Annotated in this window: 34 protein-coding genes; 31 read left to right on the top strand and 3 right to left on the bottom strand. The window is 63.5% G+C overall.

Going from position 1 to position 23,849, the window contains the following annotated elements:
• Positions 1–2: 2 nt before the first annotated feature.
• The 27 genes from rplB to dsbD all read left to right on the top strand — a co-directional run bounded on the left by rplB (position 3) and on the right by dsbD (position 15,215).
• Positions 3–833, top strand: coding sequence for a 50S ribosomal protein L2 (gene rplB, locus LPA45_RS16435; RefSeq protein ID WP_116320347.1), 831 nt, complete (start codon positions 3–5; stop codon positions 831–833).
• Positions 834–855: 22 nt separating this feature from the next.
• Positions 856–1,131, top strand: a complete 276-nt coding sequence (gene rpsS, locus LPA45_RS16430) for a 30S ribosomal protein S19 (protein WP_029047585.1) — start codon at positions 856–858, stop codon at positions 1,129–1,131.
• A 9-nt stretch (positions 1,132–1,140) separates the two neighbouring features.
• The gene (gene rplV / locus LPA45_RS16425) at positions 1,141–1,470 is read left to right on the top strand and encodes a 50S ribosomal protein L22 (RefSeq protein ID WP_063241275.1); all 330 of its coding nucleotides are present in this window, start codon (positions 1,141–1,143) and stop codon (positions 1,468–1,470) included.
• A gap of 9 nt (positions 1,471–1,479) precedes the next feature.
• Positions 1,480–2,277: a 30S ribosomal protein S3 gene (gene rpsC, locus LPA45_RS16420; protein ID WP_063241274.1), complete on the top strand. Its 798-nt coding sequence runs from the start codon at positions 1,480–1,482 to the stop codon at positions 2,275–2,277.
• 2 nt (positions 2,278–2,279) lie between these two features.
• Positions 2,280–2,696 carry a 50S ribosomal protein L16 gene (gene rplP / locus LPA45_RS16415; RefSeq protein WP_006576240.1) on the top strand — a complete coding sequence of 139 codons (417 nt, stop codon included), beginning with the start codon at positions 2,280–2,282 and terminating at the stop codon, positions 2,694–2,696.
• Between the two features lie 11 nt (positions 2,697–2,707).
• Positions 2,708–2,902: a 50S ribosomal protein L29 gene (gene rpmC, locus LPA45_RS16410; protein WP_010812390.1), complete on the top strand. Its 195-nt coding sequence runs from the start codon at positions 2,708–2,710 to the stop codon at positions 2,900–2,902.
• A complete protein-coding gene (rpsQ, locus tag LPA45_RS16405) occupies positions 2,899–3,177 on the top strand; it encodes a 30S ribosomal protein S17 (protein WP_010812389.1) in 279 nt (92 codons plus the stop codon). The genes rpmC and rpsQ overlap by 4 nt, the downstream gene beginning before the upstream one ends.
• Positions 3,178–3,455: 278 nt before the next feature.
• On the top strand, positions 3,456–3,824 hold the full coding sequence (gene rplN, locus LPA45_RS16400; protein WP_010812388.1) for a 50S ribosomal protein L14: 369 nt from the start codon (positions 3,456–3,458) through the stop codon (positions 3,822–3,824).
• Positions 3,825–3,833: 9 nt separating this feature from the next.
• The gene (rplX, locus tag LPA45_RS16395) at positions 3,834–4,142 is read left to right on the top strand and encodes a 50S ribosomal protein L24 (protein WP_010812387.1); all 309 of its coding nucleotides are present in this window, start codon (positions 3,834–3,836) and stop codon (positions 4,140–4,142) included.
• Between the two features lie 25 nt (positions 4,143–4,167).
• Positions 4,168–4,710, top strand: a complete 543-nt coding sequence (gene rplE / locus LPA45_RS16390; RefSeq protein ID WP_010812386.1) for a 50S ribosomal protein L5 — start codon at positions 4,168–4,170, stop codon at positions 4,708–4,710.
• Between the two features lie 9 nt (positions 4,711–4,719).
• On the top strand, positions 4,720–5,025 hold the full coding sequence (gene rpsN, locus LPA45_RS16385) for a 30S ribosomal protein S14 (RefSeq protein WP_010812385.1): 306 nt from the start codon (positions 4,720–4,722) through the stop codon (positions 5,023–5,025).
• A 27-nt stretch (positions 5,026–5,052) separates the two neighbouring features.
• Positions 5,053–5,448: a 30S ribosomal protein S8 gene (rpsH, locus tag LPA45_RS16380; RefSeq protein ID WP_010812384.1), complete on the top strand. Its 396-nt coding sequence runs from the start codon at positions 5,053–5,055 to the stop codon at positions 5,446–5,448.
• Between the two features lie 10 nt (positions 5,449–5,458).
• Entirely contained in the window at positions 5,459–5,992 is a 534-nt protein-coding gene (rplF, locus tag LPA45_RS16375) for a 50S ribosomal protein L6 (protein WP_116320346.1), read from the top strand.
• 11 nt (positions 5,993–6,003) lie between these two features.
• Positions 6,004–6,360, top strand: coding sequence for a 50S ribosomal protein L18 (gene rplR / locus LPA45_RS16370; RefSeq protein WP_010812382.1), 357 nt, complete (start codon positions 6,004–6,006; stop codon positions 6,358–6,360).
• Positions 6,361–6,381: 21 nt separating this feature from the next.
• The gene (rpsE, locus tag LPA45_RS16365; protein ID WP_006160449.1) at positions 6,382–6,900 is read left to right on the top strand and encodes a 30S ribosomal protein S5; all 519 of its coding nucleotides are present in this window, start codon (positions 6,382–6,384) and stop codon (positions 6,898–6,900) included.
• A 10-nt stretch (positions 6,901–6,910) separates the two neighbouring features.
• Positions 6,911–7,093: a 50S ribosomal protein L30 gene (gene rpmD / locus LPA45_RS16360; protein WP_010812381.1), complete on the top strand. Its 183-nt coding sequence runs from the start codon at positions 6,911–6,913 to the stop codon at positions 7,091–7,093.
• 19 nt (positions 7,094–7,112) lie between these two features.
• Positions 7,113–7,547, top strand: coding sequence for a 50S ribosomal protein L15 (rplO, locus tag LPA45_RS16355; protein WP_116320345.1), 435 nt, complete (start codon positions 7,113–7,115; stop codon positions 7,545–7,547).
• 44 nt (positions 7,548–7,591) lie between these two features.
• Complete coding sequence (gene secY / locus LPA45_RS16350; protein WP_116320344.1) at positions 7,592–8,935, top strand: preprotein translocase subunit SecY; 1,344 nt, start codon at positions 7,592–7,594, stop codon at positions 8,933–8,935.
• Positions 8,936–8,958: 23 nt separating this feature from the next.
• Positions 8,959–9,177 carry a translation initiation factor IF-1 gene (infA, locus tag LPA45_RS16345; RefSeq protein WP_116320343.1) on the top strand — a complete coding sequence of 73 codons (219 nt, stop codon included), beginning with the start codon at positions 8,959–8,961 and terminating at the stop codon, positions 9,175–9,177.
• Between the two features lie 30 nt (positions 9,178–9,207).
• Complete coding sequence (gene rpmJ / locus LPA45_RS16340; protein WP_008642959.1) at positions 9,208–9,324, top strand: 50S ribosomal protein L36; 117 nt, start codon at positions 9,208–9,210, stop codon at positions 9,322–9,324.
• A 19-nt stretch (positions 9,325–9,343) separates the two neighbouring features.
• Positions 9,344–9,709, top strand: coding sequence for a 30S ribosomal protein S13 (rpsM, locus tag LPA45_RS16335; RefSeq protein ID WP_010812377.1), 366 nt, complete (start codon positions 9,344–9,346; stop codon positions 9,707–9,709).
• 24 nt (positions 9,710–9,733) lie between these two features.
• Positions 9,734–10,132, top strand: coding sequence for a 30S ribosomal protein S11 (gene rpsK / locus LPA45_RS16330; protein WP_010812376.1), 399 nt, complete (start codon positions 9,734–9,736; stop codon positions 10,130–10,132).
• A 309-nt stretch (positions 10,133–10,441) separates the two neighbouring features.
• A complete protein-coding gene (rpsD, locus tag LPA45_RS16325) occupies positions 10,442–11,065 on the top strand; it encodes a 30S ribosomal protein S4 (RefSeq protein ID WP_116320342.1) in 624 nt (207 codons plus the stop codon).
• Positions 11,066–11,232: 167 nt separating this feature from the next.
• Complete coding sequence (locus LPA45_RS16320; RefSeq protein WP_010812374.1) at positions 11,233–12,213, top strand: DNA-directed RNA polymerase subunit alpha; 981 nt, start codon at positions 11,233–11,235, stop codon at positions 12,211–12,213.
• Positions 12,214–12,350: 137 nt separating this feature from the next.
• Positions 12,351–12,746: a 50S ribosomal protein L17 gene (gene rplQ / locus LPA45_RS16315; protein ID WP_116320341.1), complete on the top strand. Its 396-nt coding sequence runs from the start codon at positions 12,351–12,353 to the stop codon at positions 12,744–12,746.
• Positions 12,747–12,865: 119 nt separating this feature from the next.
• Positions 12,866–13,231: a divalent-cation tolerance protein CutA gene (gene cutA / locus LPA45_RS16310; protein WP_116320340.1), complete on the top strand. Its 366-nt coding sequence runs from the start codon at positions 12,866–12,868 to the stop codon at positions 13,229–13,231.
• A gap of 73 nt (positions 13,232–13,304) precedes the next feature.
• Complete coding sequence (gene dsbD / locus LPA45_RS16305; RefSeq protein ID WP_317925539.1) at positions 13,305–15,215, top strand: protein-disulfide reductase DsbD; 1,911 nt, start codon at positions 13,305–13,307, stop codon at positions 15,213–15,215.
• A gap of 18 nt (positions 15,216–15,233) precedes the next feature.
• On the opposite strand, the gene LPA45_RS16300 is transcribed toward dsbD, so the two are convergent.
• The 3 genes from LPA45_RS16300 to yihA all read right to left on the bottom strand — a co-directional run bounded on the left by LPA45_RS16300 (position 15,234) and on the right by yihA (position 18,475).
• The gene (locus LPA45_RS16300) at positions 15,234–16,448 is read right to left on the bottom strand and encodes a magnesium transporter CorA family protein (RefSeq protein WP_116320338.1); all 1,215 of its coding nucleotides are present in this window, start codon (positions 16,446–16,448) and stop codon (positions 15,234–15,236) included.
• Between the two features lie 31 nt (positions 16,449–16,479).
• Positions 16,480–17,472 (bottom strand): porphobilinogen synthase, encoded by a 993-nt coding sequence (gene hemB / locus LPA45_RS16295; protein WP_116320337.1) that lies wholly within the window; start codon positions 17,470–17,472, stop codon positions 16,480–16,482.
• A gap of 283 nt (positions 17,473–17,755) precedes the next feature.
• Complete coding sequence (yihA, locus tag LPA45_RS16290; protein ID WP_116320336.1) at positions 17,756–18,475, bottom strand: ribosome biogenesis GTP-binding protein YihA/YsxC; 720 nt, start codon at positions 18,473–18,475, stop codon at positions 17,756–17,758.
• 517 nt (positions 18,476–18,992) lie between these two features.
• Here yihA and LPA45_RS16285 point away from each other — a divergent pair.
• The 4 genes from LPA45_RS16285 to LPA45_RS16270 all read left to right on the top strand — a co-directional run bounded on the left by LPA45_RS16285 (position 18,993) and on the right by LPA45_RS16270 (position 23,846).
• On the top strand, positions 18,993–19,652 hold the full coding sequence (locus tag LPA45_RS16285) for a c-type cytochrome (protein WP_116320335.1): 660 nt from the start codon (positions 18,993–18,995) through the stop codon (positions 19,650–19,652).
• A 169-nt stretch (positions 19,653–19,821) separates the two neighbouring features.
• A complete protein-coding gene (locus LPA45_RS16280) occupies positions 19,822–22,011 on the top strand; it encodes a cytochrome c biogenesis protein ResB (protein ID WP_116320334.1) in 2,190 nt (729 codons plus the stop codon).
• Between the two features lie 15 nt (positions 22,012–22,026).
• A complete protein-coding gene (gene ccsB, locus LPA45_RS16275; RefSeq protein ID WP_116320333.1) occupies positions 22,027–23,247 on the top strand; it encodes a c-type cytochrome biogenesis protein CcsB in 1,221 nt (406 codons plus the stop codon).
• Positions 23,248–23,408: 161 nt separating this feature from the next.
• Positions 23,409–23,846: a hypothetical protein gene (locus LPA45_RS16270; RefSeq protein ID WP_116320370.1), complete on the top strand. Its 438-nt coding sequence runs from the start codon at positions 23,409–23,411 to the stop codon at positions 23,844–23,846.
• Positions 23,847–23,849: the final 3 nt, after the last annotated feature.

The following is a 23,849-nucleotide window of genomic DNA, read 5'->3' as shown; positions in this document are numbered from 1 at the left end:
TCATGGCACTCGTCAAGACCAAGCCGACGTCCCCGGGTCGTCGCTCGATGGTGAAGGTGGTCAACAAGGACCTTCACAAGGGCGCCCCGCACGCTCCGCTGCTGGAAAAGCAATTCCAGAAGTCGGGCCGTAACAACAATGGTCACATCACCACCCGTCACAAGGGCGGTGGTCATAAGCACCACTACCGCGTGGTCGACTTCAAGCGCAACGACAAGGACGGCATCGCCGCCAAGGTCGAGCGCCTGGAATACGATCCGAACCGCAGCGCCAACATCGCTCTGGTTGTGTTCGCCGACGGCGAGCGCCGCTACATCATCGCCACCAAGGGCATGGTTGCCGGCCAACCGCTGATGAACGGCTCGGAAGCGCCGATCAAGGCCGGTAACAACCTGCCGATCCGCAACATTCCGGTCGGTACCACGATCAACAACGTGGAAATGCTGCCGGGCAAGGGTGCCCAGATCGCGCGTGCTGCCGGCGGTTCCGCCGTGCTGCTGGCTCGTGAAGGCCTGTACGCCCAGGTTCGCCTGCGCTCGGGTGAAGTTCGCCGCGTGCACATCGAGTGCCGCGCCACCATCGGTGAAGTGGGCAACGAAGAGCACAGCCTGCGCGTCATCGGCAAGGCCGGTGCTACCCGCTGGCGCGGTATCCGCCCGACGGTGCGTGGTGTCGTGATGAACCCGGTGGATCACCCGCACGGTGGTGGTGAAGGCAAGACTGCTGCTGGTCGTGATCCGGTTTCGCCGTGGGGTACCCCGGCCAAGGGCTACCGCACCCGCAGCAACAAGCGCACGGACAGCATGATCGTCCAGAAGCGCCACAAGCGCTAATCGGTAGGTAGGAGCTAAAGATATGACTCGTTCCGCTAAAAAGGGTCCGTTCTGCGACGCCCACCTGCTGAAGAAGGTGGAAGTTGCGGTAAGCGGCAAGGACAAGAAGCCCATCAAGACTTGGTCGCGTCGCTCGACCATTCTGCCGGAGTTCATTGGCCTGACGATCGCCGTGCACAACGGCCGTCAACACGTGCCGGTGTACGTTACGGAAAACATGGTTGGCCACAAGCTCGGCGAATTTGCGATTACCCGCACGTTCAAGGGCCACGCGGCTGACAAGAAAGCGAAGAGGTAAGGTGCCATCATGGAAGTGAAAGCGATTCATCGCGGTGCCCGCATCTCCGCCCAGAAGACGCGCCTGGTCGCTGACCAGATCCGTGGTCTGCCGATCGAGCGCGCGCTCAATGTCCTGCAGTTCAGCCCGAAAAAGGCTGCCGGGATCGTGAAGAAGGTGGTCGAATCGGCCATCGCCAACGCCGAGCACAACGAAGGCGCCGACATCGACGAACTGAAGGTCAAATCGATCTACGTCGACAAGGCGACCTCGCTCAAGCGCTTCACCGCACGGGCGAAGGGCCGCGGCAACCGCATCGAGAAACAAACCTGTCACATCACTGTGACGCTCGGCAACTAAGGAGTCACGATGGGACAGAAGATTCATCCGACTGGCTTCCGTCTGGCTGTCAGCCGTAACTGGGCTTCGCGCTGGTACGCCAGCAACACGAAGTTCGCCGGCATGCTGAAGGAAGACATCGAAGTTCGCGACTTCCTGAAGAAGAAGCTGAAGAACGCATCGGTTGGCCGCGTCGTTATCGAGCGCCCCGCCCGCAATGCCCGCATCACCATTTACAGCTCGCGTCCGGGCGTGGTGATCGGCAAGAAGGGTGAGGACATCGAACTGCTGAAGGCCGAACTGCAGCGTCGCATGGGCGTGCCCGTGCACGTGAACATCGAGGAAATCCGCAAGCCGGAAACCGATGCTCAGCTGATCGCCGACTCGATCACCCAGCAGCTCGAGCGCCGCATCATGTTCCGCCGCGCCATGAAGCGCGCCATGCAGAACGCGATGCGCCTGGGCGCCCAGGGTATCAAGATCATGAGCGCAGGCCGTCTGAACGGTATCGAAATCGCACGTACCGAGTGGTACCGCGAAGGCCGTGTGCCCCTGCACACCCTGCGCGCCGACATCGACTACGGCTTCTCCGAAGCAGAAACCACCTACGGCATCATCGGTGTCAAGGTGTGGGTCTACAAGGGGGATCACCTCGGCCGCAATGACGCGCCGGTGGTGGAAGAGCCGCAAGACGATCGTCGTCGTCGTCCGGGTCGTCCGGAAGGTCGCCGCCGTGAAGGCGAAGGCCGTCCGGGTGGCAACCGCCGTGGCGGTGCCGGTGCCGGTCGTCGCGCTGCGCCTGGCGCAGATGGGAAGAGTGGAGAATAACGATGCTGCAACCTAAGCGCAGAAAATACCGCAAGGAGCAGAAAGGCCGCAACACGGGTAAGGCTACCCGTGGCAACGCCGTGTCTTTCGGCGAATTCGGCCTGAAGGCAATGGGCCGCGGCCGTCTGACGGCTCGTCAGATCGAGTCGGCACGTCGTGCGATGACCCGTCACATCAAGCGTGGCGGCCGCATCTGGATCCGGATCTTCCCGGACAAGCCGATTTCGAAGAAGCCCGCTGAAGTCCGTATGGGTAACGGTAAGGGCAACCCGGAATACTATGTGGCTGAAATCCAGCCGGGCAAGATGCTGTACGAAATGGATGGCGTGAGCGAAGAGCTGGCGCGTGAGGCGTTCCGCCTCGCAGCCGCCAAGCTGCCGATCGCCACCAATTTCGTGGTGCGCCAGGTCGGGACGTAAGGAGAGCAGGAATGAAAGCATCCGAACTTCGCGGCAAGGACGCCGCAGGCCTGAACCAGGAGCTCTCCGAGCTGCTGAAGGCCCAATTTAGCCTGCGCATGCAAAAGGCAACCCAACAGCTGCAGAACACCAGCCAGCTGAAGAAGGTTCGCAAGGACATCGCGCGCGTGCAAACCGTGCTGACTCAAAAGGCGAACGCGAAATGACTGAAGCTGCACAAACGGAAAAGTCGCTTCGCCGTACCCTGGTCGGCCGTGTCGTGAGCGACAAGATGGACAAGACCGTTACGGTCTTGGTGGAAAACCGCGTCAAGCATCCCCTGTACGGCAAGTACGTGCTGCGTTCCAAGAAGTACCACGCACACGACGAAGCCAACCAGTACAAGGAAGGCGACAAGGTCGAAATCCAGGAAGGCCGTCCGCTGTCGCGGACCAAGTCCTGGGTGGTTTCCCGGCTGGTAGAGGCTGCACGCGTCATCTAAGAACAACACGTTCTTAGCTTGACTTGCAAGTCCAGGATTATGTAGCTATAATCCTGGACTTCCGCTTTATTGCGTTCGCCTTAGCTGTACCACCCGGGCGGGCCTGTTGAGCGAGCCAGGGCCAGGCGGCCTCGACGATCTGTCGGGATTGCCAGGTTCCTACCGACTTCAAAGTTGATCAACCCAGACGGTGCTGGCGCAAGGCCGGAGCCGACGGGACCAAGACTGACCGACGGGCGCTATCGCACCTGGCGGATTAAGTTGGGAAGACAAACACCATGATTCAGACAGAAAGCCGGCTCGAAGTGGCCGATAACACTGGTGCGCGCGAAGTGCTGTGCATCAAGGTGCTGGGTGGCTCCAAGCGCCGCTACGCAAGCGTTGGCGACATCATCAAGGTGACCGTCAAGGACGCAGCGCCGCGCGGTCGCGTGAAGAAGGGCGACATCTACAACGCCGTCGTCGTGCGTACCGCCAAGGGCGTGCGCCGCGCTGACGGTTCGCTGATCAAGTTCGACGGCAACGCCGCCGTCCTGCTGAACAACAAGCTCGAGCCGATCGGCACCCGTATCTTCGGGCCGGTGACTCGTGAACTCCGTACCGAGCGATTCATGAAGATCGTGTCGCTCGCTCCGGAAGTGCTGTAAGGAGCCGCCATGAACAAGATTCGCAAAGGCGACGAAGTCATCGTGCTGACCGGCAAGGACAAGGGCAAGCGCGGTACCGTGCAAGCCGTGCTTGGCGACAAGGTCGCGGTGCAAGGCGTGAACATCGCCAAGAAGCATGCCCGCCCGAACCCGATGCTGGGCACTACCGGTGGTGTGGTCGACAAGGTCATGCCGCTGCATATTTCCAACGTTGCGCTCGTGGATGCCAATGGCAAGCCGTCGCGCGTCGGCATCAAGGTGGAAGACGGCAAGCGCGTGCGCGTGCTGAAGACCACCGGCGCCGTCGTGGCAGCTTGATTCTGGGCACGTTTAGGAGTTGAGCATGGCAGCACGTCTGCAAGAGTTTTACAAAGAACAGGTTGTGCCGAAGCTGATCGAACAGTTCGGCTACAAGTCGGTCATGGAAGTGCCGCGCATCACCAAGATCACCCTGAACATGGGCCTTGGCGAAGCGATCAATGACAAGAAGATCATTGAAAACGCCGTCGGCGACCTGACCAAGATCGCTGGTCAGAAGCCGGTCGTGACGAAGGCCAAGAAGGCCATCGCCGGCTTCAAGATCCGCCAGGGCTACCCCATCGGTGCGATGGTGACCCTGCGCGGCGAGCGCATGTTCGAATTCCTCGATCGTTTCGTCACCGTGGCCCTGCCGCGCGTGCGTGACTTCCGTGGTGTGTCGGGCCGTTCGTTCGACGGTCGTGGCAACTACAACATCGGTGTGAAAGAGCAGATCATTTTCCCCGAAATCGAGTACGACAAGATCGACGCACTGCGTGGTCTGAACATCAGCATCACGACGACGGCAAAGAACGACGAGGAAGCCAAGGCACTCCTCGGTGCGTTCAAGTTCCCGTTCCGCAATTAAGGGGTAACCGTGGCTAAACTGGCTCTGATTGAACGTGAGAAGAAGCGCGCCAAGCTGGTGGCGAAGTACGCCGCCAAGCGCGCCAACCTCAAGGCCATTATCGACGACCAAGAGAAGTCGGAAGAAGAGCGTTACAGCGCGCGTCTCGAGCTGCAACAGCTCCCGCGCAACGCGAACCCGACTCGCCAGCGTAACCGCTGCGCGATCACCGGTCGTCCCCGCGGTACCTTCCGCAAGTTTGGCCTGGCGCGTAACAAGATCCGCGAAATCGCCTTCAAGGGCGAAATCCCGGGTCTGACGAAAGCCAGCTGGTAATTACGCACAGGCTACAGGAGAAACAGTATGAGCATGAGCGATCCTATCGCCGATATGCTGACGCGCATCCGCAACGCCCAAGGCGTGCAGAAGGCGTCGGTTGTCATGCCGTCGTCGAAGCTGAAAGTGGCAATCGCCAAGGTCCTGAAGGACGAAGGCTACATCGACGATTACGCCGTCCAGGAAGATGGCGGCAAGGCACAACTGAGCATCGGCCTGAAGTACTACGCCGGCCGTCCGGTGATCGAGCGCATCGAGCGCGTCTCGAAGCCCGGCCTGCGCGTGTACAAGGGCCGCAGCGACATCCCGCAAGTGATGAACGGCCTGGGTGTGGCGATCATCTCGACCCCGCAGGGTCTGATGACCGACCGCAAGGCTCGCGCCACTGGCGTGGGCGGCGAAGTTCTCTGCTACGTCGCTTAAGGAGAGAACCATGTCCCGTGTAGGTAAGGCTCCCATCGCGCTCCCCAAGGGCGCGGAAGTGAACGTGGCGGCTGGCGTGCTCTCCGTGAAGGGCCCGCTCGGTACGCTGTCGCAACCGATTCACAGCCTGGTCAAGGTCAATGTCGAGAACGACACGCTGACCTTCTCGCCGGCTGACGAGTCGCGTGAAGCAAACGCCCTGCAAGGCACCATGCGCGCCCTGGCGGCGAACATGGTCAAGGGCGTGACCACCGGTTTCGAGCGCAAGCTGAACCTCGTTGGCGTGGGCTACCGTGCCCAGCTGCAAGGCGCTGCGCTGAAGCTCCAGCTTGGTTTCTCGCACGACGTGATCCATGAGATGCCGGAAGGCGTGACGGCTGCAACGCCGACGCAGACCGAGATCATCATCAAGGGTGCGGACAAGCAGAAAGTCGGTCAGGTTGCCGCGGAAGTCCGCGCGTACCGCCCGCCTGAGCCCTACAAGGGCAAGGGTGTGCGTTACAGCGACGAGCGCGTCATCCTGAAGGAAACCAAGAAGAAGTAAGGGGTGCAATGATGAACAAGAAAGACGCTCGTTTGCGCCGTGCACGTCAGACCCGCGCCAAGATCGCGGAGATGAAAGTCAATCGTCTGACCGTGTTCCGTACGAATTCGCATATTTACGCCCAGGTTTTCTCGGAGTGCGGCACCAAGGTGCTGGCTTCCGCGTCGACCGCAGAGGTGGAAGTGCGCAAGGAACTGGATGGCAAGGGCGCTACCGCCGCTGCCGCCACCGTGGTTGGCAAGCGCATCGCCGAGAAGGCGAAGGCTGCCGGCGTGGAAACCGTTGCGTTCGATCGCGCCGGCTTCCGTTTCCATGGCCGCGTGAAGGCCCTGGCAGACGCCGCCCGCGAAGCCGGCCTGAAGTTCTAAGCGCATAGAGAGAGATACGTCATGGCAAAGATGCAAGCAAAAGTCCAACAGGACGAACGCGACGACGGCCTCCGCGAGAAGATGATCTCGGTCAACCGTGTCACCAAGGTGGTGAAGGGTGGCCGGATTCTCGGTTTCGCTGCGCTGACCGTGGTTGGTGACGGCGATGGCCGCATCGGCATGGGCAAGGGCAAGGCTAAGGAAGTGCCGGTTGCTGTTCAGAAGGCAATGGACGAAGCCCGTCGCAAGATGGTCAAGGTCTCGCTGAAGAACGGCACGCTGCAACACGAAGTCGTTGGCAAGCACGGCGCCGCCAAGGTGCTGATGATGCCCGCCAAGGAAGGTACCGGCGTGATCGCCGGCGGCCCGATGCGCGCGATCTTCGAAGTGATGGGCGTCACCAACGTGGTGACCAAGTCGCACGGCTCCACCAACCCGTACAACATGGTTCGCGCCACGCTGGACGGCCTTCAGAAGATGAGCACGCCGGGCGAAATCGCCGCCAAGCGTGGCAAGTCGGTCGAAGACATCCTGGGTTAAGGTGAACGCAATGTCGCAGAAAACCGTAAAAGTGCAACTCGTGCGCAGCCTGATCGGCACGCGCGAGGATCATCGCGCCACCGTTCGTGGCCTGGGCCTGCGCCGCATCAACTCGGTGTCGGAACTGCAGGACACGCCCGCTGTGCGCGGCATGATCAACAAGGTCTCGTACCTGGTCAAGGTTCTGGCCTGATCGGGACTTGGAGAGCAAGATGCAACTGAACAACCTGAAACCGGCCGCCGGTTCGAAGCACGCCAAGCGTCGCGTCGGCCGCGGTATCGGCTCCGGCCTGGGCAAGACCGCCGGTCGCGGTCACAAGGGTCAGAAGTCGCGTTCGGGCGGCTTCCACAAGGTGGGCTTCGAAGGCGGTCAAATGCCGCTGTATCGTCGTCTGCCGAAGCGCGGCTTCACCTCGCTGACCAAGGCGTTCACCGCCGAAGTCACGCTGCGTGACATCGAGCGCCTGGAAGCGGCTGAAGTCGACCTGCTGGTCCTGAAGCAAGCTGGCCTGGTGGGCGAGCTGGTCAAGAGCGCCAAGGTCATCAAGGCTGGCGAACTGACCCGCAAGGTGTCGATCAAGGGTCTGGGCGCCACCGCTGGCGCCAAGGCCGCGATCGAAGCCGCCGGCGGCCAGATCGCAGCCTGATACGGCATTTATCGCAGCATAGGCAGTCATAGTCGGAGCATCGTTTGGCCACGGCGAAACCCAATGCAAGCGCGCAAGCCAGGAACACGGCGAAGTACGGCGACCTCAAGCGCCGGCTGATGTTCTTGGTGCTGGCCCTGATCGTGTACCGCATCGGCGCTCATATTCCGGTGCCCGGTATCGATCCGGAGCAGCTTGCGAAGCTTTTCCAGAGTCAGTCGGGTGGCATCCTCGGGATGTTCAACCTGTTCTCGGGCGGGGCGCTGTCGCGCTTTACCGTCTTCGCGCTCGGCATCATGCCGTACATCTCGGCGTCGATCATCATGCAGTTGCTGACGATCGTGCTGCCGCAGCTGGAAACGCTGAAGAAGGAAGGGCAGGCAGGGCAGCGCAAGATCACGCAGTACACGCGTTACGGCACCGTGGTCCTGGCCACGTTCCAGGCGCTGTCGATTGCGGTGGCGCTGGAGTCGCAGCCCGGGCTGGTGCTGGATCCTGGCCTGATGTTCCGGGCCACGGCGGTAATCACGCTGGTGACCGGCACGATGTTCCTGATGTGGCTGGGTGAGCAGATCACCGAGCGTGGTCTGGGCAACGGCATCTCGATCATCATCTTCGGCGGTATCGCGGCGGGCCTGCCCAACGCGATCGGCGGACTGTTCGAACTGGTCCGCACGGGTTCCATGAGCATCATCGCGGCGATCTTCATCGTGGCGATCGTGATCGGTGTGACCTTCGCCGTGGTGTTTGTCGAGCGTGGCCAGCGCAAGATCCTGGTGAACTATGCCAAGCGTCAGGTCGGCAACAAGGTGTACGGCGGCCAGTCGTCGCACCTGCCGCTGAAGCTGAACATGGCAGGGGTGATTCCGCCGATCTTCGCATCGTCGATCATCCTGTTCCCGGCGACGATCGCGGGCTGGTTCACGTCTGACTCGACGGGCACGGTTGGCCGGTTCATCAAGGACCTGGCTGCCACGCTGTCGCCGGGCCAGCCGGTCTACATCCTGCTGTACGCTGCTGCGATTGTATTTTTCTGCTTCTTCTACACGGCCCTGGTGTACAACAGCCGTGAAGTGGCAGACAACCTGAAGAAAAGCGGTGCCTTCATTCCGGGCATTCGTCCGGGCGAGCAGACGACGCGCTATATCGACAAGATTCTGGTGCGACTGACGCTGGCTGGCGCGATCTACATCACGCTGGTTTGCCTGTTGCCGGAATTCCTGGTGCTGCGCTGGAACGTTCCGTTCTATTTTGGCGGAACCTCGCTGCTGATCATCGTGGTCGTCACGATGGACTTCATGGCCCAGGTTCAGTCCTACGTCATGTCGCAGCAGTATGAGTCGCTGCTGAAGAAGGCGAATTTCAAGGGTAATCTGACCTTGCGCTGACTTCGGATCGGTACAGGCTAGGTATGGCAAAAGACGACGTCATCCAGATGCAGGGCCAGGTCCTGGAGAACCTGCCCAATGCGACGTTCCGAGTCAAGCTGGAGAATGGCCATGTAGTGCTGGGCCACATCTCCGGCAAGATGAGAATGAACTACATCCGGATTCTTCCGGGTGACAAGGTGACGGTCGAGCTGACTCCATATGATCTGTCGCGCGCACGAATCGTCTTCCGGACGAAGTGAGCGAACAGGAATTGAAGGAAGAGGAAAATTATGAAAGTGCTGGCTTCTGTGAAGCGCATTTGCCGCAACTGCAAAATCATCAAGCGCAACGGTGTCGTGCGCGTGATCTGCTCGTCGGATCCCCGCCACAAGCAACGCCAAGGCTAATCGGAAAGAGGATTGACGAATGGCACGTATCGCAGGGGTTAACATCCCGAACCACAAGCACACCGAAATCGGCCTGACGGCCATTTATGGTGTCGGCCGCTCGCGCGCTCGCAAGATTTGCGAGGCCACCGGTGTACCGTTTGACAAGAAGGTCAAGGATCTGACCGACGCCGACCTGGAAAAGCTTCGTGACGAAGTGGGCAAGGTCACGGTCGAGGGTGACCTGCGTCGTGAAACCACGATGAACATCAAGCGTCTGATGGACCTTGGTTGCTATCGTGGCATGCGTCACCGCAAGGGCCTGCCCATGCGCGGTCAGCGTACCCGTACCAACGCACGTACCCGCAAGGGTCCGCGCAAGGCCGGCGTGGCTCTGAAGAAGTAAAGCCGAAGGCAGAGGAAGAAACTAATGGCAAAAGGTCCGAATAACGCCGCTCGCGCGCGTAAAAAGGTCAAGAAGAACGTTGCCGACGGCATTGCGCACGTCCACGCCTCGTTCAACAACACCATCATCACGATCACCGACCGTCAGGGCAACGCCCTGTCGTGGGCGACCGCCGGTGGCCAGGGCTTCAAGGGTTCGCGTAAGTCGACCCCGTTCGCTGCCCAGGTTGCTGCCGAGAACGCCGGCCGCGTGGCGCAAGACCAGGGTATCAAGAACCTGGAAGTGCGCATCAAGGGCCCCGGCCCTGGCCGTGAATCGGCTGTCCGCGCGCTGAACGCGCTGGGCATCAAGATCGCGATCATCGAAGACGTCACGCCGATTCCGCACAACGGCTGCCGTCCGCCGAAGCGCCGCCGCATCTAAGCGCTGGCCTTGTCCAGCCCCGGTGGGTTTACCTGCCGGAGCCGGATATGATAGTATCGCGCGTTGACCTGCTGCATTTGATGCGGCAGGTTTTCGTTTTGCATCGACGGGGTGTCGCATAAAGCGCATTCCGATATCGATGCACTGTAAATGCTTTCAGCGTCGTACCCGGCCATGCGGCCAGGGCACGCTTCATAAGCCCACCGTCCGTCACGGTCTCCCCGCAGCGTTAAGCATTGCGGGAAGTAACTGCGTTGACGGACTCGCGGCGCGTCAAGAAGGCGCCGTGATCGATCAAAGGAAGACAACGTGGCACGTTATACCGGCCCGAAGGCCAAACTTTCCCGCCGTGAAGGCACCGACCTGTTCCTGAAGAGCTCGCGCCGCTCGCTGGCCGACAAGTGCAAGCTGGACAGCAAGCCGGGCCAGCATGGCCGCACCTCGGGTGCCCGCACCTCGGACTACGGCAACCAACTGCGCGAAAAGCAGAAGGTCAAGCGCATCTACGGCGTGCTCGAGCGCCAGTTCCGCCGTTACTTCGCCGAAGCCGACCGTCGCAAGGGCAACACCGGCGAAAACCTGCTGCAACTGCTGGAATCGCGCCTGGACAACGTGGTGTACCGCATGGGCTTTGGCTCGACCCGCGCTGAAGCGCGCCAGCTGGTTTCGCACAAGGCGATCCTGGTGAACGGTCAGACCCTGAACGTGCCGTCGGCCCAGATCAAGTCGGGCGACATCATCGCCATCCGCGAGCAGTCGAAGAAGCAAGTCCGTATCGCCGAATCGCTGTCGCTGGCCGAGCAGTCGGGCTTCCCGACCTGGGTTGCCGTGGATGCGAAGAAGTTCGAAGGTACCTTCAAGCAAGTTCCGGATCGCACCGACATCTCGGGCGACATCAACGAAAGCCTGATCGTCGAACTCTACTCGCGTTAATCCGCGAGCAGACGGCCCAGCGCTTGCGTTCTCCGCAAAGCTTCTCTTCCAGCCCGACGCGCGCTACGCGCGGTCGGGCTTCGCCCATCGTTGCGATGGGAATTTTCAGGTTCCAAACGTCAGCCTTATCGGTGTAACGAGCCGAGGGTATTGAAAAGGACAACCTAATGCAAACAGCACTCCTCAAGCCAAAAATCATTGCCGTCGAGCCTCTGGGCGACCATCACGCCAAAGTCGTGATGGAGCCGTTCGAGCGCGGCTACGGCCATACGCTCGGTAACGCCCTGCGTCGCGTGCTGCTGTCGTCGATGGTCGGCTATGCCCCGACCGAAGTCACGATCGCTGGGGTGGTCCACGAGTATTCCACCATCGACGGCGTGCAGGAAGACGTCGTCAACCTGCTGCTCAACCTCAAGGGCGTGGTGTTCAAGCTGCACAACCGTGATGAAGTCACGGTGTCGCTGCGCAAGGATGGCGAAGGTGTTGTCACGGCTGCCGATATCGAGCTGCCGCACGACGTCGAGATCATCAATCCGAACCACGTGATCGCCCATCTGTCGGCCGGCGGCAAGCTGGACATGCAGATCAAGGTCGAGCAAGGCCGCGGCTACGTGCCGGGCAACGTGCGCAAGTTTGGCGACGAGTCGGGCAAGGTCATCGGCCGTATCGTGCTGGACGCCTCGTTCTCGCCGGTGCGCCGCGTGTCGTACGCCGTTGAGTCCGCTCGCGTGGAACAGCGTACCGACCTGGACAAGCTGGTGATGAACATCGAAACCGACGGCGTGATCTCGCCCGAGGAAGCGATTCGCCAGTCGGCCCGCATCCTGGTCGACCAGCTGTCCGTGTTCGCAGCGCTGGAAGGCACCGAGTCGGCCGCCGAGGCTGCTTCGAGCCGCACGCCGCAGATCGACCCGATCCTGCTGCGCCCGGTCGACGACCTGGAGCTGACGGTGCGTTCGGCCAACTGCCTGAAGGCCGAGAACATCTACTACATCGGCGACCTGATCCAGCGTACCGAGAACGAACTGCTCAAGACCCCGAACCTGGGTCGCAAGTCGCTCAACGAGATCAAGGAAGTCCTCGCCTCGCGTGGCCTGACCCTCGGCATGAAGCTCGAGAACTGGCCGCCTGCAGGTCTGGAGAAGTAATTGTGGTGCGGGGCATTTTGTCCCGCGTCGCAGTAACCGCCCTGGCTTCGCGCCGGGGCTCGTATCACTACCGGCCCGCGTCCAGCCGCATCGGACGATAGAAGAGCTGGTCAAACACTTAACTGAAAGGAATCATCATGCGTCACCGTCATGGTCTGCGGAAACTGAACCGCACCTCGTCGCACCGCCTCGCGATGCTGCGCAACATGTCCAACTCGCTGTTCCAGCACGAGCTGATCAAGACCACCGTGCCCAAGGCCAAGGAACTGCGCAAGGTTGTCGAGCCGCTGATCACGCTGGCCAAGAAGGACACCGTTGCCAACCGCCGCCTGGCTTTTGCCCGCCTGCGCGACCGCGACATCGTCACCAAGCTGTTCACCGAACTGGGCCCGCGCTACGCCACCCGTCCGGGCGGCTACACCCGCATCCTGAAGTTCGGCTTCCGTCAGGGCGACAATGCGCCGATGGCGCTGGTCGAGCTGGTGGATCGTCCGGAAATCACCGAAGCCCCGGCTGAAGAAGCCGCGGAATAAGTGCGTTTCCTGCCCGCTGCCGTCGTGCGACGGTTCCGGGCACACCGCTTACAATCGAGCCAGGCATCCGCCTGGCTCTTTTGTTTTGGGCGGCCGCCAGCCGTTTCAGGAGGGTTCCGATGCCAGATTCCAGCCCGTCACACGACTCCGCCGAAGTGATCGTGGTGATCACCAATACTCCCGATGCCGAGACTGCGGCGCGGCTGTCCCGGGCCGTGCTGGAAGCACGCGCGGCCGCCTGCGTGAACCGTCTGGCTCCGGTGGAATCCCAGTACTGGTGGCAAGGCGCGCTGGAACAGGCGCAGGAATGGCCGCTGCTGATCAAGACCACGCGCGCGCGCTACGCTGCACTGGAGGCCGTGATCCGGCAACATCACCCCTATGACGTGCCGGAGATCATCGCACTGCCGGTGACGGCGGGTTTTGCGCCATACCTGGCGTGGGTCGGCAGCGAGACGGATGCCGGCGCGCAGCCGGCGGGATAACGGGCGAAGGGGGCCGCCGCGCAGCAGCGGGTACGGCGAGACCCAGTGGCCAGGACAGACAGGAAACAGCTTCATGAACATCGGTTTGGCACTTCCGCAGCGGGCACGCGGTCTGGTTCAGGCGCGGCATATTGCCGCAGTCCTGCTGGCGGTACTGGCCTGGCTTTGCCTGGCTGGCGCAGCGCAGGCCGCCACGGAAGCCGATTTCCTGCCGCCGGAGCAAGCCTTCCGCTTCGCCGCGCGCCAGATCGACGACAACACCGTGGAGGTGCGTTTCGATGTCGCGCCCGGCTACTACATGTACCGGGAGCGATTCGCCTTTGCCACTGAGCCTGCCGGCGTGAAGCTCGGCACGCCTGACTTCCCGCACGGCAAGGTCAAGTTCGACGACACCTTTGGCAAGGAGATGGAAACGTACCGCGACAGCGTGACCATCCGCGTGCCGGTGGTGGCGGCGCCAGCGGACGGCAAGTGGACGCTGACGGTCACCTCGCAGGGCTGCGCCGACAAGGGCCTGTGCTATCCGCCGATGGAAAGCATCTACAAGGTCGGCGGCGCCGGCCTGGCCGACCTGTTCGGCAAACGCGGGCGCTCCGATGCCACTGCTGCAGCCCCTGCGCTAACCCAGCCGGCCCAGCCGGCGCCCGCGGCCACGCTGCGTGCCGATGACAGCGACCGCATCGCCGGCGCGCTGGCTAGCCGCAACGTGGCCCTGATCGCGGCGCTCTTCTTCGGCCTGGGCCTGTTGCTGACCTTCACGCCGTGTGTGCTGCCGATGGTGCCGATCCTGTCTTCGATCGTCGTCGGCGAGCACGTCACGCGCAGCCGTGCGCTGGTGGTGTCGCTGGCCTACGTGCTGGGCATGGCGGTGGTGTACACCGCGGTCGGCGTGGCCGCCGGGATGCTTGGCGAAGGCCTGTCGGCCGCGTTGCAGACGCCCTGGGTGCTGGGCCTGTTCGCCGCGCTGATGGTGGCGCTGGCGCTGTCGATGTTCGGCCTGTATGAGCTGCAGCTGCCGCAGCGCTGGCAGACGCGGCTGACGGAATCGTCCAACCGGCGCCAGGGCGGGCAGGTGGCCGGTGCGGCAGCGATGGGCGCGATCTCCGCGCTGATTGTCGGCCCGTGCGTGACCGCGCCGCTGGCGGGGGCGCTGGCCTATATCGCGCAGACCCGCGATGCGGTCATCGGCGGGGCGGCGCTGTTTGCGATGGCGATCGGCATGGGCGTGCCGCTGGTGCTGGTGGGCGTAGGCGCCGGCAACCTGCTGCCGCGCGCCGGGCGCTGGATGGAAGTGACCAAGCGCTTCTTTGGCTTCTTGCTGCTGGGCGTGGCCCTGTGGATGCTTGGGCCGGTGCTGCCGGCGTGGGCGACGATGCTGCTGCTGGCGGTACTGTTGCTGGTCGCGGCGGTGTTCCTCGGCGCCTTTGACGGGCTGGGTCCCGATCCGCGCAACCTGGCGCGCGTGGGCAAGGGCCTGGGGGTCTTGTTTGCGATCGCCGCAGCCATCGTACTGATCGGCGTGGCGTCGGGCGGGCGCGATCCCCTGCAGCCGCTGTCGCACCTCAGCGTCGGCCGCGGCGGTGCGGAAAGCGCCGGCACGACCCAGGCGGTGCGATTCGAGCGCGTGCGCAGCGTGGCCGAACTCGATGCCCGCGTGGCGCAGGCCGCCGCGGCCGGCAAGCCGGTACTGCTCGATTTCTATGCAGACTGGTGCGTCAGCTGCAAGGAGATGGAGCGCATGACCTTCGTTGACGCGCGCGTGCGCGCGCGGCTGTCGGAGATCGTGCTGCTGCAGGCGGACGTAACCGCCAACAATGCCGACGACAAGGCGCTGCTCAAGCGCTTCGGGCTGTTTGGCCCGCCGGGGATCATCCTGTTCGGACCGGATGGCCGCGAGCGGCCGGTGCGCGTGATCGGCTACCAGTCGGCCAACCGTTTCCTGGAAAGCCTGGAGCGCGCCTTCGGCCAGCGCACCAGCACCTGAGGCGTACCCGCCCCTGCGCTAGCGCTCCAGCTGCCGCGCCACGAGCCATAGCGCGCCAAGCACTACCACCACCGCCCCCATCAGGCTGATGGACCACCAGAATCCGTCCGGCGCCTGCAGCCACGGCATGCGCTCGAAGTTCATGCCGAAAATGCCGGTGATCAGCGTCAGCGGCATGAACAGGGCCGTGATCAGCGTCAGCATGCGCATGGTGCGGTTGGTCCGGTGCGCGACCGCCGAGAAGTGGATCTGCACCGCCGACTCGATCGAATCTTCCAGCCGGCGCGCATGCGCAAGCACGCGCTGGATATGCTCCATCACATCGTTGATGCGCACCAGCAGCACTTCGTCGCGACCCGGGATATCCACCGGGGTGCCGTGCTGGTCGCTGCTGTAGCGGTTGTCCAGCAGGCTGTCGCGGAATTCCTGCAACGCATCGCGCTGTTCCTCGCTCAGGTGCTCCAGCTTGCGCAGCTGGATGCGTGCATCCAGCAGGCCTTCCCAGCTGGAAAAGCTGCGCCGCGAGTTCAGCAGCGCGCGTTGCCAGCGGTCGAGCTGGCGCGTGAGCGGGGCGCGTAGTTCCAGGTAGCGGTCCACCATCGCATTGAGCAGGCGCAGCATCAGGTCTTCGGGCCGGTTCGGCGGACGCACGCCGTGCAGCAGCGTTTGGCCGTTGCCGCGCGCGGCCGATGCTTGCGGGCGCGGCGCCTGGCAAAGCTCGAGCAGGCGCTGGCGTACCTGGTCGACTGTGCGCGACGGGCCGTTGCGGACGGTGACCAGCAGTGTATCGAAGACGAAAAACGTAACCGGCTGCGTATCAATCTTGGCCAGCGCGGGGAGGAAGCCGGGCGGATACCGCCGCGCACGGGCGGCCCCATCACCCGGCATCCTGGCCGCGCTGGCCGGCGTTGCCTCCTGCGGTTCGGCCTCGGCGATCGCGCGGCTGGTCTCGAAGGTCAGCTTGCGGAAGATCACCATGTCATACGCATTGGTCGTGTCGAAGTACGACGGATGCGCGGCATTGGTGGCGTCGGCCAGGTGCAGGTCCAGGATCGAGGCGCCGGCAAGCTGGCGCACATTCTCGCGCCAGGTGTCGGGCGCGGCGGTGACTTCCTCGGTGGAAAAGTCTGCCCAGACGAACAGCGCGGCGGCATTGCCGCTGAGGAAGCCGCCCGCCTCGGCGAGCGAGGCAAGCGGGTGTACCTGGCTGGCCGAGAAGCCGAGCAGTTCCATAGGCGCGAGTTCCCGAATAGAGCGATATGGATCAGGCGGCCAGCAGGCGTGCGGCGTCGCGTGCGAAATAGGTCAGGATGCCGTCGGCGCCGGCGCGGCGGAAGGCCAGCAGCGATTCCATCATGACCTTGTCGTGGTCGAGCCATCCGTTCTGCGCGGCGGCCTTCAACATCGCGTACTCGCCGCTGACCTGGTAGACGTAGGTCGGGAAGCTGAACTCGTCCTTCACGCGGCGCACGATGTCGAGGTACGGCATGCCGGGCTTGACCATCACCATGTCGGCGCCTTCGAGGATGTCCTGCGCCACTTCGCGCAGGGCCTCGTCGGTGTTGGCCGGGTCCATCTGGTAGGTCATCTTGTTGCCCTTGCCCAGGTTGGCCGCCGAGCCCACCGCGTCGCGGAAGGGGCCGTAGAAGGCCGACGCGTACTTGGCAGAGTAGGCCATGATGCGGGTATGGATGTGGCCGTTGTCTTCCAGCGCCGTGCGCACCGCGCCGATGCGGCCGTCCATCATGTCTGACGGGGCCACGATATCGACGCCCGCTTCGGCCTGGGCCAGCGCCTGGCGCACCAGGATGTCGACGGTGGTGTCGTTGATGACGTAGCCGTTTTCATCCAGCACGCCGTCCTGGCCGTGGCTGGTGTAGGGGTCGAGCGCGACGTCGCACAGCACGCCGAGTTCGGGGAAGCGGTCCTTCAGCGCACGCACCGCGCGCGGCACCAGGCCGTCGGGATTGATGGCCTCGATGCCGTCCGGCGTTTTCAGCGACGGGTCGATCACCGGGAACAGCGCGAGCACCGGGATGCCAAGCTTGACGCAGTCTTCGGCCACCGCCATCAGCAGGTCCACGGAGACCCGCTCGACGCCCGGCATCGAGGCCACGGACTGGCGCTGGTTCTGGCCGTCAAGGATGAAAACGGGGTAGATCAGGTTGTCCGGCGACAGGCGATGCTCGCGCATCATGCGGCGGGAGAAATCGTCGCGGCGCATGCGGCGCGGGCGGTACTCGGGGAAGGTCGACATGGCAGGCTTCTTGTGCTGGAGACGGGACAGAAAAGTCCCAATTTGCCAGCCGGCAGGCACTGCGCGCGCGGCGCAAAGATGCCGGCTGAAGAAAAACTAAACTTTTGTGCGTGCCCGCCATCATACTCGCGGACACTATGCGTTGCGCCTTGCGTGGCGCGGGTGTTCCCCGCTACTCCTCCCTGAGCGGGTACCCGCCCCAGCGGCGGGAAAGTTTGTCCCCGTTGCTTGCAGCGGGGCTTTTTTTTGCGTGCTTTTTTTGCGCCCTTGCAACGCTGCGGCTTTATGCCGCAGGGGACGCAGGATCCATGGGAGCAGGCGGCTCAGCCGTCGGGGCCGCGGCAGCATCCTGCGCCACGTCCTTCTGCGCCTCGGGCAGGTTGAGCCAGCCGGCGATCACACCCTGCGCTTCTTCGATGCCGCGGCGCTTGAGGCTGGAAAACAGCTGTGCCGTCAGGGGCACCGGCGTTGCCAGTTGCTCGGCATAGCCCTGCAGCATCTTGCGCGTCTCGCGCAGCGCATTGGCGTTCTCGCTGTTGGTGAGCTTGTCGGCCTTGGTCAGCAGCACGTGGATCGGCTTGCCGGTGGGCAGGAACCACTCGACCATCTGGCAATCGAGATCGGTAAACGGCCGGCGCGCATCCATCATCAGGATCAGGCCCGACAGTTGCGGCCGCGTCTGCACGTAGTCGCTGAGCAGGCCCTGCCAGTGGTACTTGGCCGAGCCCGACACCTCGGCATAGCCGTAGCCGGGGAGGTCGACCAGGAATGCCTGCGGGTCCGGCGCCTTGACCGGAGCCACCGTGAAATAGTTGATGTGCTGCGTGCGCCCGGGCGTGCGCGAGGAAAACGCCAGCCGCTTCTGGTTGCACAGGATGTTGATGGCGGTGGACTTGCCGGCGTTGGAGCGGCCGGCGAACGCTACCTCGGGCACTGCCGTGGCGGGCAGGTCGCGCAGGTGGTTGACAGTAATGAAGAAGCGGGCCTGGTGAAGGAGGGACATGCGCGATAGCGGTAGGGCGGGGTGCCGCGGCGGCGCAATGGGCGCTGGCCGTGGCCGGGTTACCGCCAGGGTGGGGAGGGCTGCGGCGGGGCCGCTCGCCGGGTTTGATCTGGCGCAGCCCGGTACCGCTTCAAGACGGCACAGCAGGGCGCAAGGCATCAATCCGGCACATAACTTATTGTACAATACGCCGGTTTACGGTCTCCTGATCGGGTGACGCGCGACATCCTTTGCCGCGTGGCTCGGCTGCCGTTGTCCGGACGGGAAGCCTCGTTGTGTCGTCCTATCGTGGGCAAGGCCTTGTTACGCACCATGCGTTGCACCTGGGGTCAACTTCAGGTGCCGCGGCAGCGGAGCAGGGGCTGGCGGGGGTCTGCCGCCAGGCATGCCGCAGCGGATCGGTCATCCGCGCGGGTCGCCACGATGTCAGGCCTTTGTCCCGGCGCGTCCTCACCGCCGGCAGAGTGCCGGCCGGCATGCATTACGGTATCCAAAACAATTCAGAGAAGGTGTGCGAATGAACCGCATTGCGAAGATTCTGGGTGTCCTGGCTCTGGCCGTTCCTGCAGCCACCCTTTCCGGACTGGCATCTGCCGCAGAGCAGGCCGCCGCGAAGGCCGATCCGGCCAAGGGTGAAACGCTGTACACGCAGGGCGCTCCCGATCGCAATGTGCCTGCCTGCCTGAGCTGCCACGGCGCCGCCGGCAACAGCGCGGCCGCCGCCAACCCCAAGCTGGCCGCCCAGCATCCGGAATACGTCCACAAGCAACTGGCCGACTTCAAGTCCAAGGCGCGCAATAACGCGATCATGGTGCCGATGGCATCGGTGCTGACCGACGACGAAATGCGCAACATCGGCGCCTACCTGGCCAAGCAGCCGATCAAGCCTGCCACCGCCAAGAACAAGGACACGATCGAAGAAGGCCAGAAGATCTACCGTGGCGGCATCGCCGCCAAGGGCGTGCCGGCCTGCGCCGCCTGCCATGGTCCTGCCGGTGCCGGCATCCCGGCCCAGTATCCGCGTATTGGCGGACAGTGGTCGGAATACACCGAGGCACAACTGGTGGCGTTCCGCCAGGGCACCCGCAAGAACAATTCGGTCATGACGACCATCGCCGCCAAGATGTCGGATGCCGAGATCAAGGCGGTGGCGGACTACGTCGCCGGCGTCCGGTAACGACGTTAGCGTAGTACGCTGGCGCCGCCAGGCGCCGGCGCTTCGGCATGCAGCCCGTGTGGCATGCAACCGAACGCGCCTGTCACAATCGAAAAGGGTGGCCTGCTTGTCGAAGCAAGTCCACCCTTTTTCATTTCAAAGCAGCACGTTGTCTTGGGTTCCACTGCACATGTCGACCGCTTCTACTTCAGGGCTGCACCTGAAGACCCCTCACCGCGTGTTGCGCGACGCGGTCGAATTGTTGTCCTCGATGCGCTTCGCGATCACGCTGCTGACGGTGATCTCCATCGCGAGCATTGTTGGCACGGTACTCAAGCAGAACGAGCCGTATCCCAACTACGTCAACCAGTTCGGGCCGTTCTGGGCCGATGTCTTCCATTCGCTGTCGCTGCAGAAGGTCTACGGCTCGTGGTGGTTCCTGCTGATCCTGGCGTTCCTGGTGGTGTCGACCTCGCTCTGCCTGGTGCGCAATGCGCCCAAAATGGTCGCGGACATGCGGTCGTGGAAGGACCAGGTGCGCGAGCGCAGCCTGCGCGCCTTCCACCATCGCGGCGAGTTCGACGGCGCGCGCACGCGTACCGAGGCGGTGGGACGGCTGTCCGCGCTGCTGCGCAACCGCGGCTACCGCATCAAGGCCGTCGAGCATGACGGCGCCACGCTGCTGGCGGGCAAGGCGGGGGCCGCCAACAAGGTCGGCTATATCCTGGCGCACACCGCTATTGTGGTGATCTGCATCGGTGGCCTGCTCGATGGCGACATGCTGATCCGCGCGCAGATGTGGCTGGGTGGCAAGACGCCGATCCGCGGCAACGCGGTGATCAGCGAGATCCCGCCACAGCACCGGCTGGCGGCGAGCAACCCCGGTTTCCGTGGCAATGCCTACGTGCCTGAGGGTTCGACCGTGTCGACGGCGATCCTGAACGTCGCCGATGGTGCGCTGGTGCAGGACCTGCCGTTCGCGCTCACGCTCAAGAAGTTCTCGATCGACTTCTACGAGACCGGCATGCCCAAGCTGTTCGCCTCCGACGTGATCGTCACCGACCGCGCCACCGGCAAGCAGACCGAGGCCACCATCAAGGTGAACGAGCCGCTGATCGTCGACGGCATCGCCATCTACCAGTCCAGTTTCGAGGACGGCGGCTCGCGGCTGAAGTTCGTCGGCTACCCGATGCAGGGTGCTGCGCGCAACCCCTTTGCCATCGACGGCGCGGTGGGCGGCAATGCGCCGCTGAAGGGCACCGGCACCAGCGCGGACAGCGAGGGCGTGACGGTCGAATTCAGCGACTTCCGCCTGATGAATATCGAGAACGTCACCGATGCCTCGGGCAAGCCCGATGCGCGCGGCGTCGCGCGCAAATCGCTGAACGAGACGCTGGAGAAGCACCTGGGCGCCGCAGCCAGCGCCGACCGCGCCAAGACGCTGCGCAACGTCGGCCCCTCGGTGCAGTACAAGCTGCGCGACCGCACCGGCCAGGCGCGCGAGTACAACAACTACATGGTGCCGGTGCAGATAGACGGCCAGTCTGTGTTCCTGGCCGGCATGCGCGAATCGCCGAGCGAACAGTTCCGCTACCTGCGCATTCCCGCCGACGACCAAAGCAGCGTCGCCGACTGGATGCGCCTGCGTGCCGCGCTGCAGGACCGTGCGCTGCGCGGCGAGGCCGCGCGCCGCTTTGCGCTGGCATCGATGCCGGGCGCAGACAAGGCTGACCTGCGCCGCCAGCTTGCCGAAAGCGCGCTGCGCGCACTCGACCTGTTCGCCGGCGCCACGCGCCCCACGTCGGACTCGCCGCCGGGCGGATTTACCGCGATCGCGGCGTTCCTGGAAAAGTCGGTGCCGCAGGCCGAGCAGCAGAAGGCCGCCGACGTGTTGCTGAAGATCCTGAACGGTTCAATGTGGGAGCTGTGGCAGCTCGCGCGTGACCAGGACAAGCTGCCGGTGGTGCCCAACAGCGCACAGAGCGGTGCGTTCCTGCAGCAGGCGATCAACGCGTTGTCGGACAGTTTCTTCTACGGCGCACCGGTGTTCCTGCAGCTCGACGAGTTCAAGGAAATCAAGGCAAGCGTGTTCCAGATGACCCGTGCGCCGGGCAAGAACATCGTGTATCTTGGTTGTCTGCTGCTGACGCTGGGCGTGTTCGCGATGTTCTATATCCGCGAGCGCCGCGTCTGGATCTGGATCAAGGACAACCCCGCCGAGAGCGAGACCACGGCGTCCAGCAGCCATGTACTGATGGCGATGTCGACCCAGCGCCGCACGATGGACTTCGAAAAGGAGTTCTCGGCACTGCGCGACGACGTCGGCCGTGCCGCCGGCGGGACACCCACTGAAGCGCCACACCAGGGCGGCAGCCATTAAACGAGCAGGTACGCTATGTCTTCAAACGTGAACCCGGCCGACCACGCCATGCGCGGCACCACACAAGCCACGCCCGCCACGCCCGCCCACGGGGGCGCTGGCGATGAGGCCTATCTCGAACCTTCTTTCCTGCGTCGGCTGACGTGGGTGGACTGGCTGTTCGCGCTGGCGCTGGCCGTCGGCGCGGGCGTTGCGCTGTCGCAATACGGCCAGTGGATGGATGGCTACGACAAGGCCGTGCTGATCGGCGCCGTGCCCACCTTTGCGCTGCTCGGCTGGAACTGGAAGCCGGTACGGCCCCTGATGCTGGGGCTGGCGGTGCTGTCGCTGTCTGCGATCCAGCTGTACCAGGGCCAGCTGGCGCGCGCGGACCAGGCCTTCTTCCTCAAGTACTTCCTGTCGAGCCAGTCGGCCATCCTGTGGATGAGCGCGCTGGTGTTCCTGTCCACGCTGTTCTACTGGGTCGGGCTGGCAACGCGCTCGAACACTGGCTACAGCATCGGCAGCAAGCTGTGCTGGGCCGCCATCGTGCTGGGTTTCACCGGCATGCTGGTGCGCTGGTACGAGTCGTACCTGATCGGCACCGACATCGGCCATATCCCCATCTCGAACCTGTATGAAGTGTTCGTGCTGTTCACGCTGATCACTTCGCTGTTCTACCTGTACTACGAAGGCCGCTACGCCACGCGCGCGCTGGGCCCGTTCGTGATGCTGGTGGTGTCGGCCGCGGTGGGCTTCCTGCTGTGGTACACGGTCAGCCGCAATGCGCAGGAAATCCAGCCGCTGGTGCCGGCGCTGCAAAGCTGGTGGATGAAGATCCACGTGCCAGCCAACTTTATCGGCTATGGCACCTTTGCGCTGGCCGCGATGGTGTCAGTCGCGTACCTGCTCAAGCAGCGGGGCATCCTTGCCGAGCGGCTGCCGTCGCTGGAACTGCTCGATGACGTGATGTACAAGGCCATCGCGGTCGGGTTTGCCTTCTTTACCATTGCCACGATCCTCGGCGCGCTGTGGGCGGCCGAAGCCTGGGGCGGTTACTGGAGCTGGGACCCGAAGGAGACTTGGGCACTGATCGTGTGGCTGAACTACGCGGCGTGGCTGCACATGCGGCTGATGAAGGGCCTGCGCGGCACCGTGGCCGCCTGGTGGGCGCTGGTTGGCTTGCTGGTGACGACCTTCGCCTTCCTTGGCGTCAATATGTTCCTCTCGGGCCTGCACAGCTACGGCGAACTCTGACCGCTATGCACGACGCACCATGGTGCGATGCAAAAAAACCTGCCTCCGGGCAGGTTTTTTTTCGACTTTTTTGCAACGTGACGGAATAAAGGCATCACATCCGGTGTTTACTTGAGGAGCGGTGCCGGCTGGCGGCACCGGTTAGCATGGAGAAAAAGATCATGGCACGTGTGCGTCTTACCTCTGCAGCATCCCTCGTTCGTCCCGCCGCGCTGGCGCTCGGCTGCGCGGCCGTCCTGCTCGCCGGCTGTTCCGGCATGGGCCTGGGCGGCGGCAGCGCCGGCACCCTGCCGCCCACGGTGAAGGTGACCGATGGCGTGCTGACCGATCCGCAGGGCCTGACGCTGTATACCTTCGACCGCGACACCGCCAACAGCGGCAAGAGCGCCTGCAACGGTCCCTGTGCAACCAACTGGCCGCCACTGATGGCAGCGCCGGGCACCAACGCGTCGGGCCAGTACTCCATCATCACGCGCGATGACGGTGCCAAGCAGTGGGCCTACCGCGGCATGCCGCTGTATCGCTTTGCCAAGGACGCCAAGCCTGGCGACAAGACCGGCGACAACCTCAACAATGTCTGGCACGTCGCCAAGCCCTGACCG

It is taken from the genome of Cupriavidus sp. Agwp_2, assembly GCF_040784895.1.
Taxonomy (GTDB): Bacteria; Pseudomonadota; Gammaproteobacteria; order Burkholderiales; family Burkholderiaceae; genus Cupriavidus.
This window is presented reverse-complemented; position numbering and strand designations above follow the sequence as displayed.

Excerpts from the sequence above, each read along its gene's own strand:
- rpsH (WP_010812384.1), top strand. The coding sequence starts at position 5,053 with ATGAGCATGAGCGATCCTATCGCCGATATGCTGACGCGCATCCGCAAC.
- rplP (WP_006576240.1), top strand. The coding sequence starts at position 2,280 with ATGCTGCAACCTAAGCGCAGAAAATACCGCAAGGAGCAGAAAGGCCGC.
- rplE (WP_010812386.1), top strand. The coding sequence starts at position 4,168 with ATGGCAGCACGTCTGCAAGAGTTTTACAAAGAACAGGTTGTGCCGAAG.
- cutA (WP_116320340.1), top strand. The coding sequence starts at position 12,866 with ATGCCAGATTCCAGCCCGTCACACGACTCCGCCGAAGTGATCGTGGTG.
- yihA (WP_116320336.1), bottom strand. The coding sequence starts at position 18,475 with ATGTCCCTCCTTCACCAGGCCCGCTTCTTCATTACTGTCAACCACCTG.
- rplO (WP_116320345.1), top strand. The coding sequence starts at position 7,113 with ATGCAACTGAACAACCTGAAACCGGCCGCCGGTTCGAAGCACGCCAAG.
- LPA45_RS16270 (WP_116320370.1), top strand. The coding sequence starts at position 23,409 with ATGGCACGTGTGCGTCTTACCTCTGCAGCATCCCTCGTTCGTCCCGCC.
- rpmJ (WP_008642959.1), top strand. The coding sequence starts at position 9,208 with ATGAAAGTGCTGGCTTCTGTGAAGCGCATTTGCCGCAACTGCAAAATC.
- LPA45_RS16285 (WP_116320335.1), top strand. The coding sequence starts at position 18,993 with ATGAACCGCATTGCGAAGATTCTGGGTGTCCTGGCTCTGGCCGTTCCT.
- rpmC (WP_010812390.1), top strand. The coding sequence starts at position 2,708 with ATGAAAGCATCCGAACTTCGCGGCAAGGACGCCGCAGGCCTGAACCAG.
- hemB (WP_116320337.1), bottom strand. The coding sequence starts at position 17,472 with ATGTCGACCTTCCCCGAGTACCGCCCGCGCCGCATGCGCCGCGACGAT.
- rpsE (WP_006160449.1), top strand. The coding sequence starts at position 6,382 with ATGGCAAAGATGCAAGCAAAAGTCCAACAGGACGAACGCGACGACGGC.
- rpsK (WP_010812376.1), top strand. The coding sequence starts at position 9,734 with ATGGCAAAAGGTCCGAATAACGCCGCTCGCGCGCGTAAAAAGGTCAAG.
- rplX (WP_010812387.1), top strand. The coding sequence starts at position 3,834 with ATGAACAAGATTCGCAAAGGCGACGAAGTCATCGTGCTGACCGGCAAG.
- rplR (WP_010812382.1), top strand. The coding sequence starts at position 6,004 with ATGAACAAGAAAGACGCTCGTTTGCGCCGTGCACGTCAGACCCGCGCC.
- rpmD (WP_010812381.1), top strand. The coding sequence starts at position 6,911 with ATGTCGCAGAAAACCGTAAAAGTGCAACTCGTGCGCAGCCTGATCGGC.
- rplQ (WP_116320341.1), top strand. The coding sequence starts at position 12,351 with ATGCGTCACCGTCATGGTCTGCGGAAACTGAACCGCACCTCGTCGCAC.
- rplN (WP_010812388.1), top strand. The coding sequence starts at position 3,456 with ATGATTCAGACAGAAAGCCGGCTCGAAGTGGCCGATAACACTGGTGCG.
- rplV (WP_063241275.1), top strand. The coding sequence starts at position 1,141 with ATGGAAGTGAAAGCGATTCATCGCGGTGCCCGCATCTCCGCCCAGAAG.
- rplB (WP_116320347.1), top strand. The coding sequence starts at position 3 with ATGGCACTCGTCAAGACCAAGCCGACGTCCCCGGGTCGTCGCTCGATG.
- infA (WP_116320343.1), top strand. The coding sequence starts at position 8,959 with ATGGCAAAAGACGACGTCATCCAGATGCAGGGCCAGGTCCTGGAGAAC.
- ccsB (WP_116320333.1), top strand. The coding sequence starts at position 22,027 with ATGTCTTCAAACGTGAACCCGGCCGACCACGCCATGCGCGGCACCACA.
- rpsQ (WP_010812389.1), top strand. The coding sequence starts at position 2,899 with ATGACTGAAGCTGCACAAACGGAAAAGTCGCTTCGCCGTACCCTGGTC.
- LPA45_RS16300 (WP_116320338.1), bottom strand. The coding sequence starts at position 16,448 with ATGGAACTGCTCGGCTTCTCGGCCAGCCAGGTACACCCGCTTGCCTCG.
- rpsS (WP_029047585.1), top strand. The coding sequence starts at position 856 with ATGACTCGTTCCGCTAAAAAGGGTCCGTTCTGCGACGCCCACCTGCTG.
- rpsM (WP_010812377.1), top strand. The coding sequence starts at position 9,344 with ATGGCACGTATCGCAGGGGTTAACATCCCGAACCACAAGCACACCGAA.
- LPA45_RS16320 (WP_010812374.1), top strand. The coding sequence starts at position 11,233 with ATGCAAACAGCACTCCTCAAGCCAAAAATCATTGCCGTCGAGCCTCTG.
- rplF (WP_116320346.1), top strand. The coding sequence starts at position 5,459 with ATGTCCCGTGTAGGTAAGGCTCCCATCGCGCTCCCCAAGGGCGCGGAA.
- dsbD (WP_317925539.1), top strand. The coding sequence starts at position 13,305 with ATGAACATCGGTTTGGCACTTCCGCAGCGGGCACGCGGTCTGGTTCAG.
- rpsC (WP_063241274.1), top strand. The coding sequence starts at position 1,480 with ATGGGACAGAAGATTCATCCGACTGGCTTCCGTCTGGCTGTCAGCCGT.
- LPA45_RS16280 (WP_116320334.1), top strand. The coding sequence starts at position 19,822 with ATGTCGACCGCTTCTACTTCAGGGCTGCACCTGAAGACCCCTCACCGC.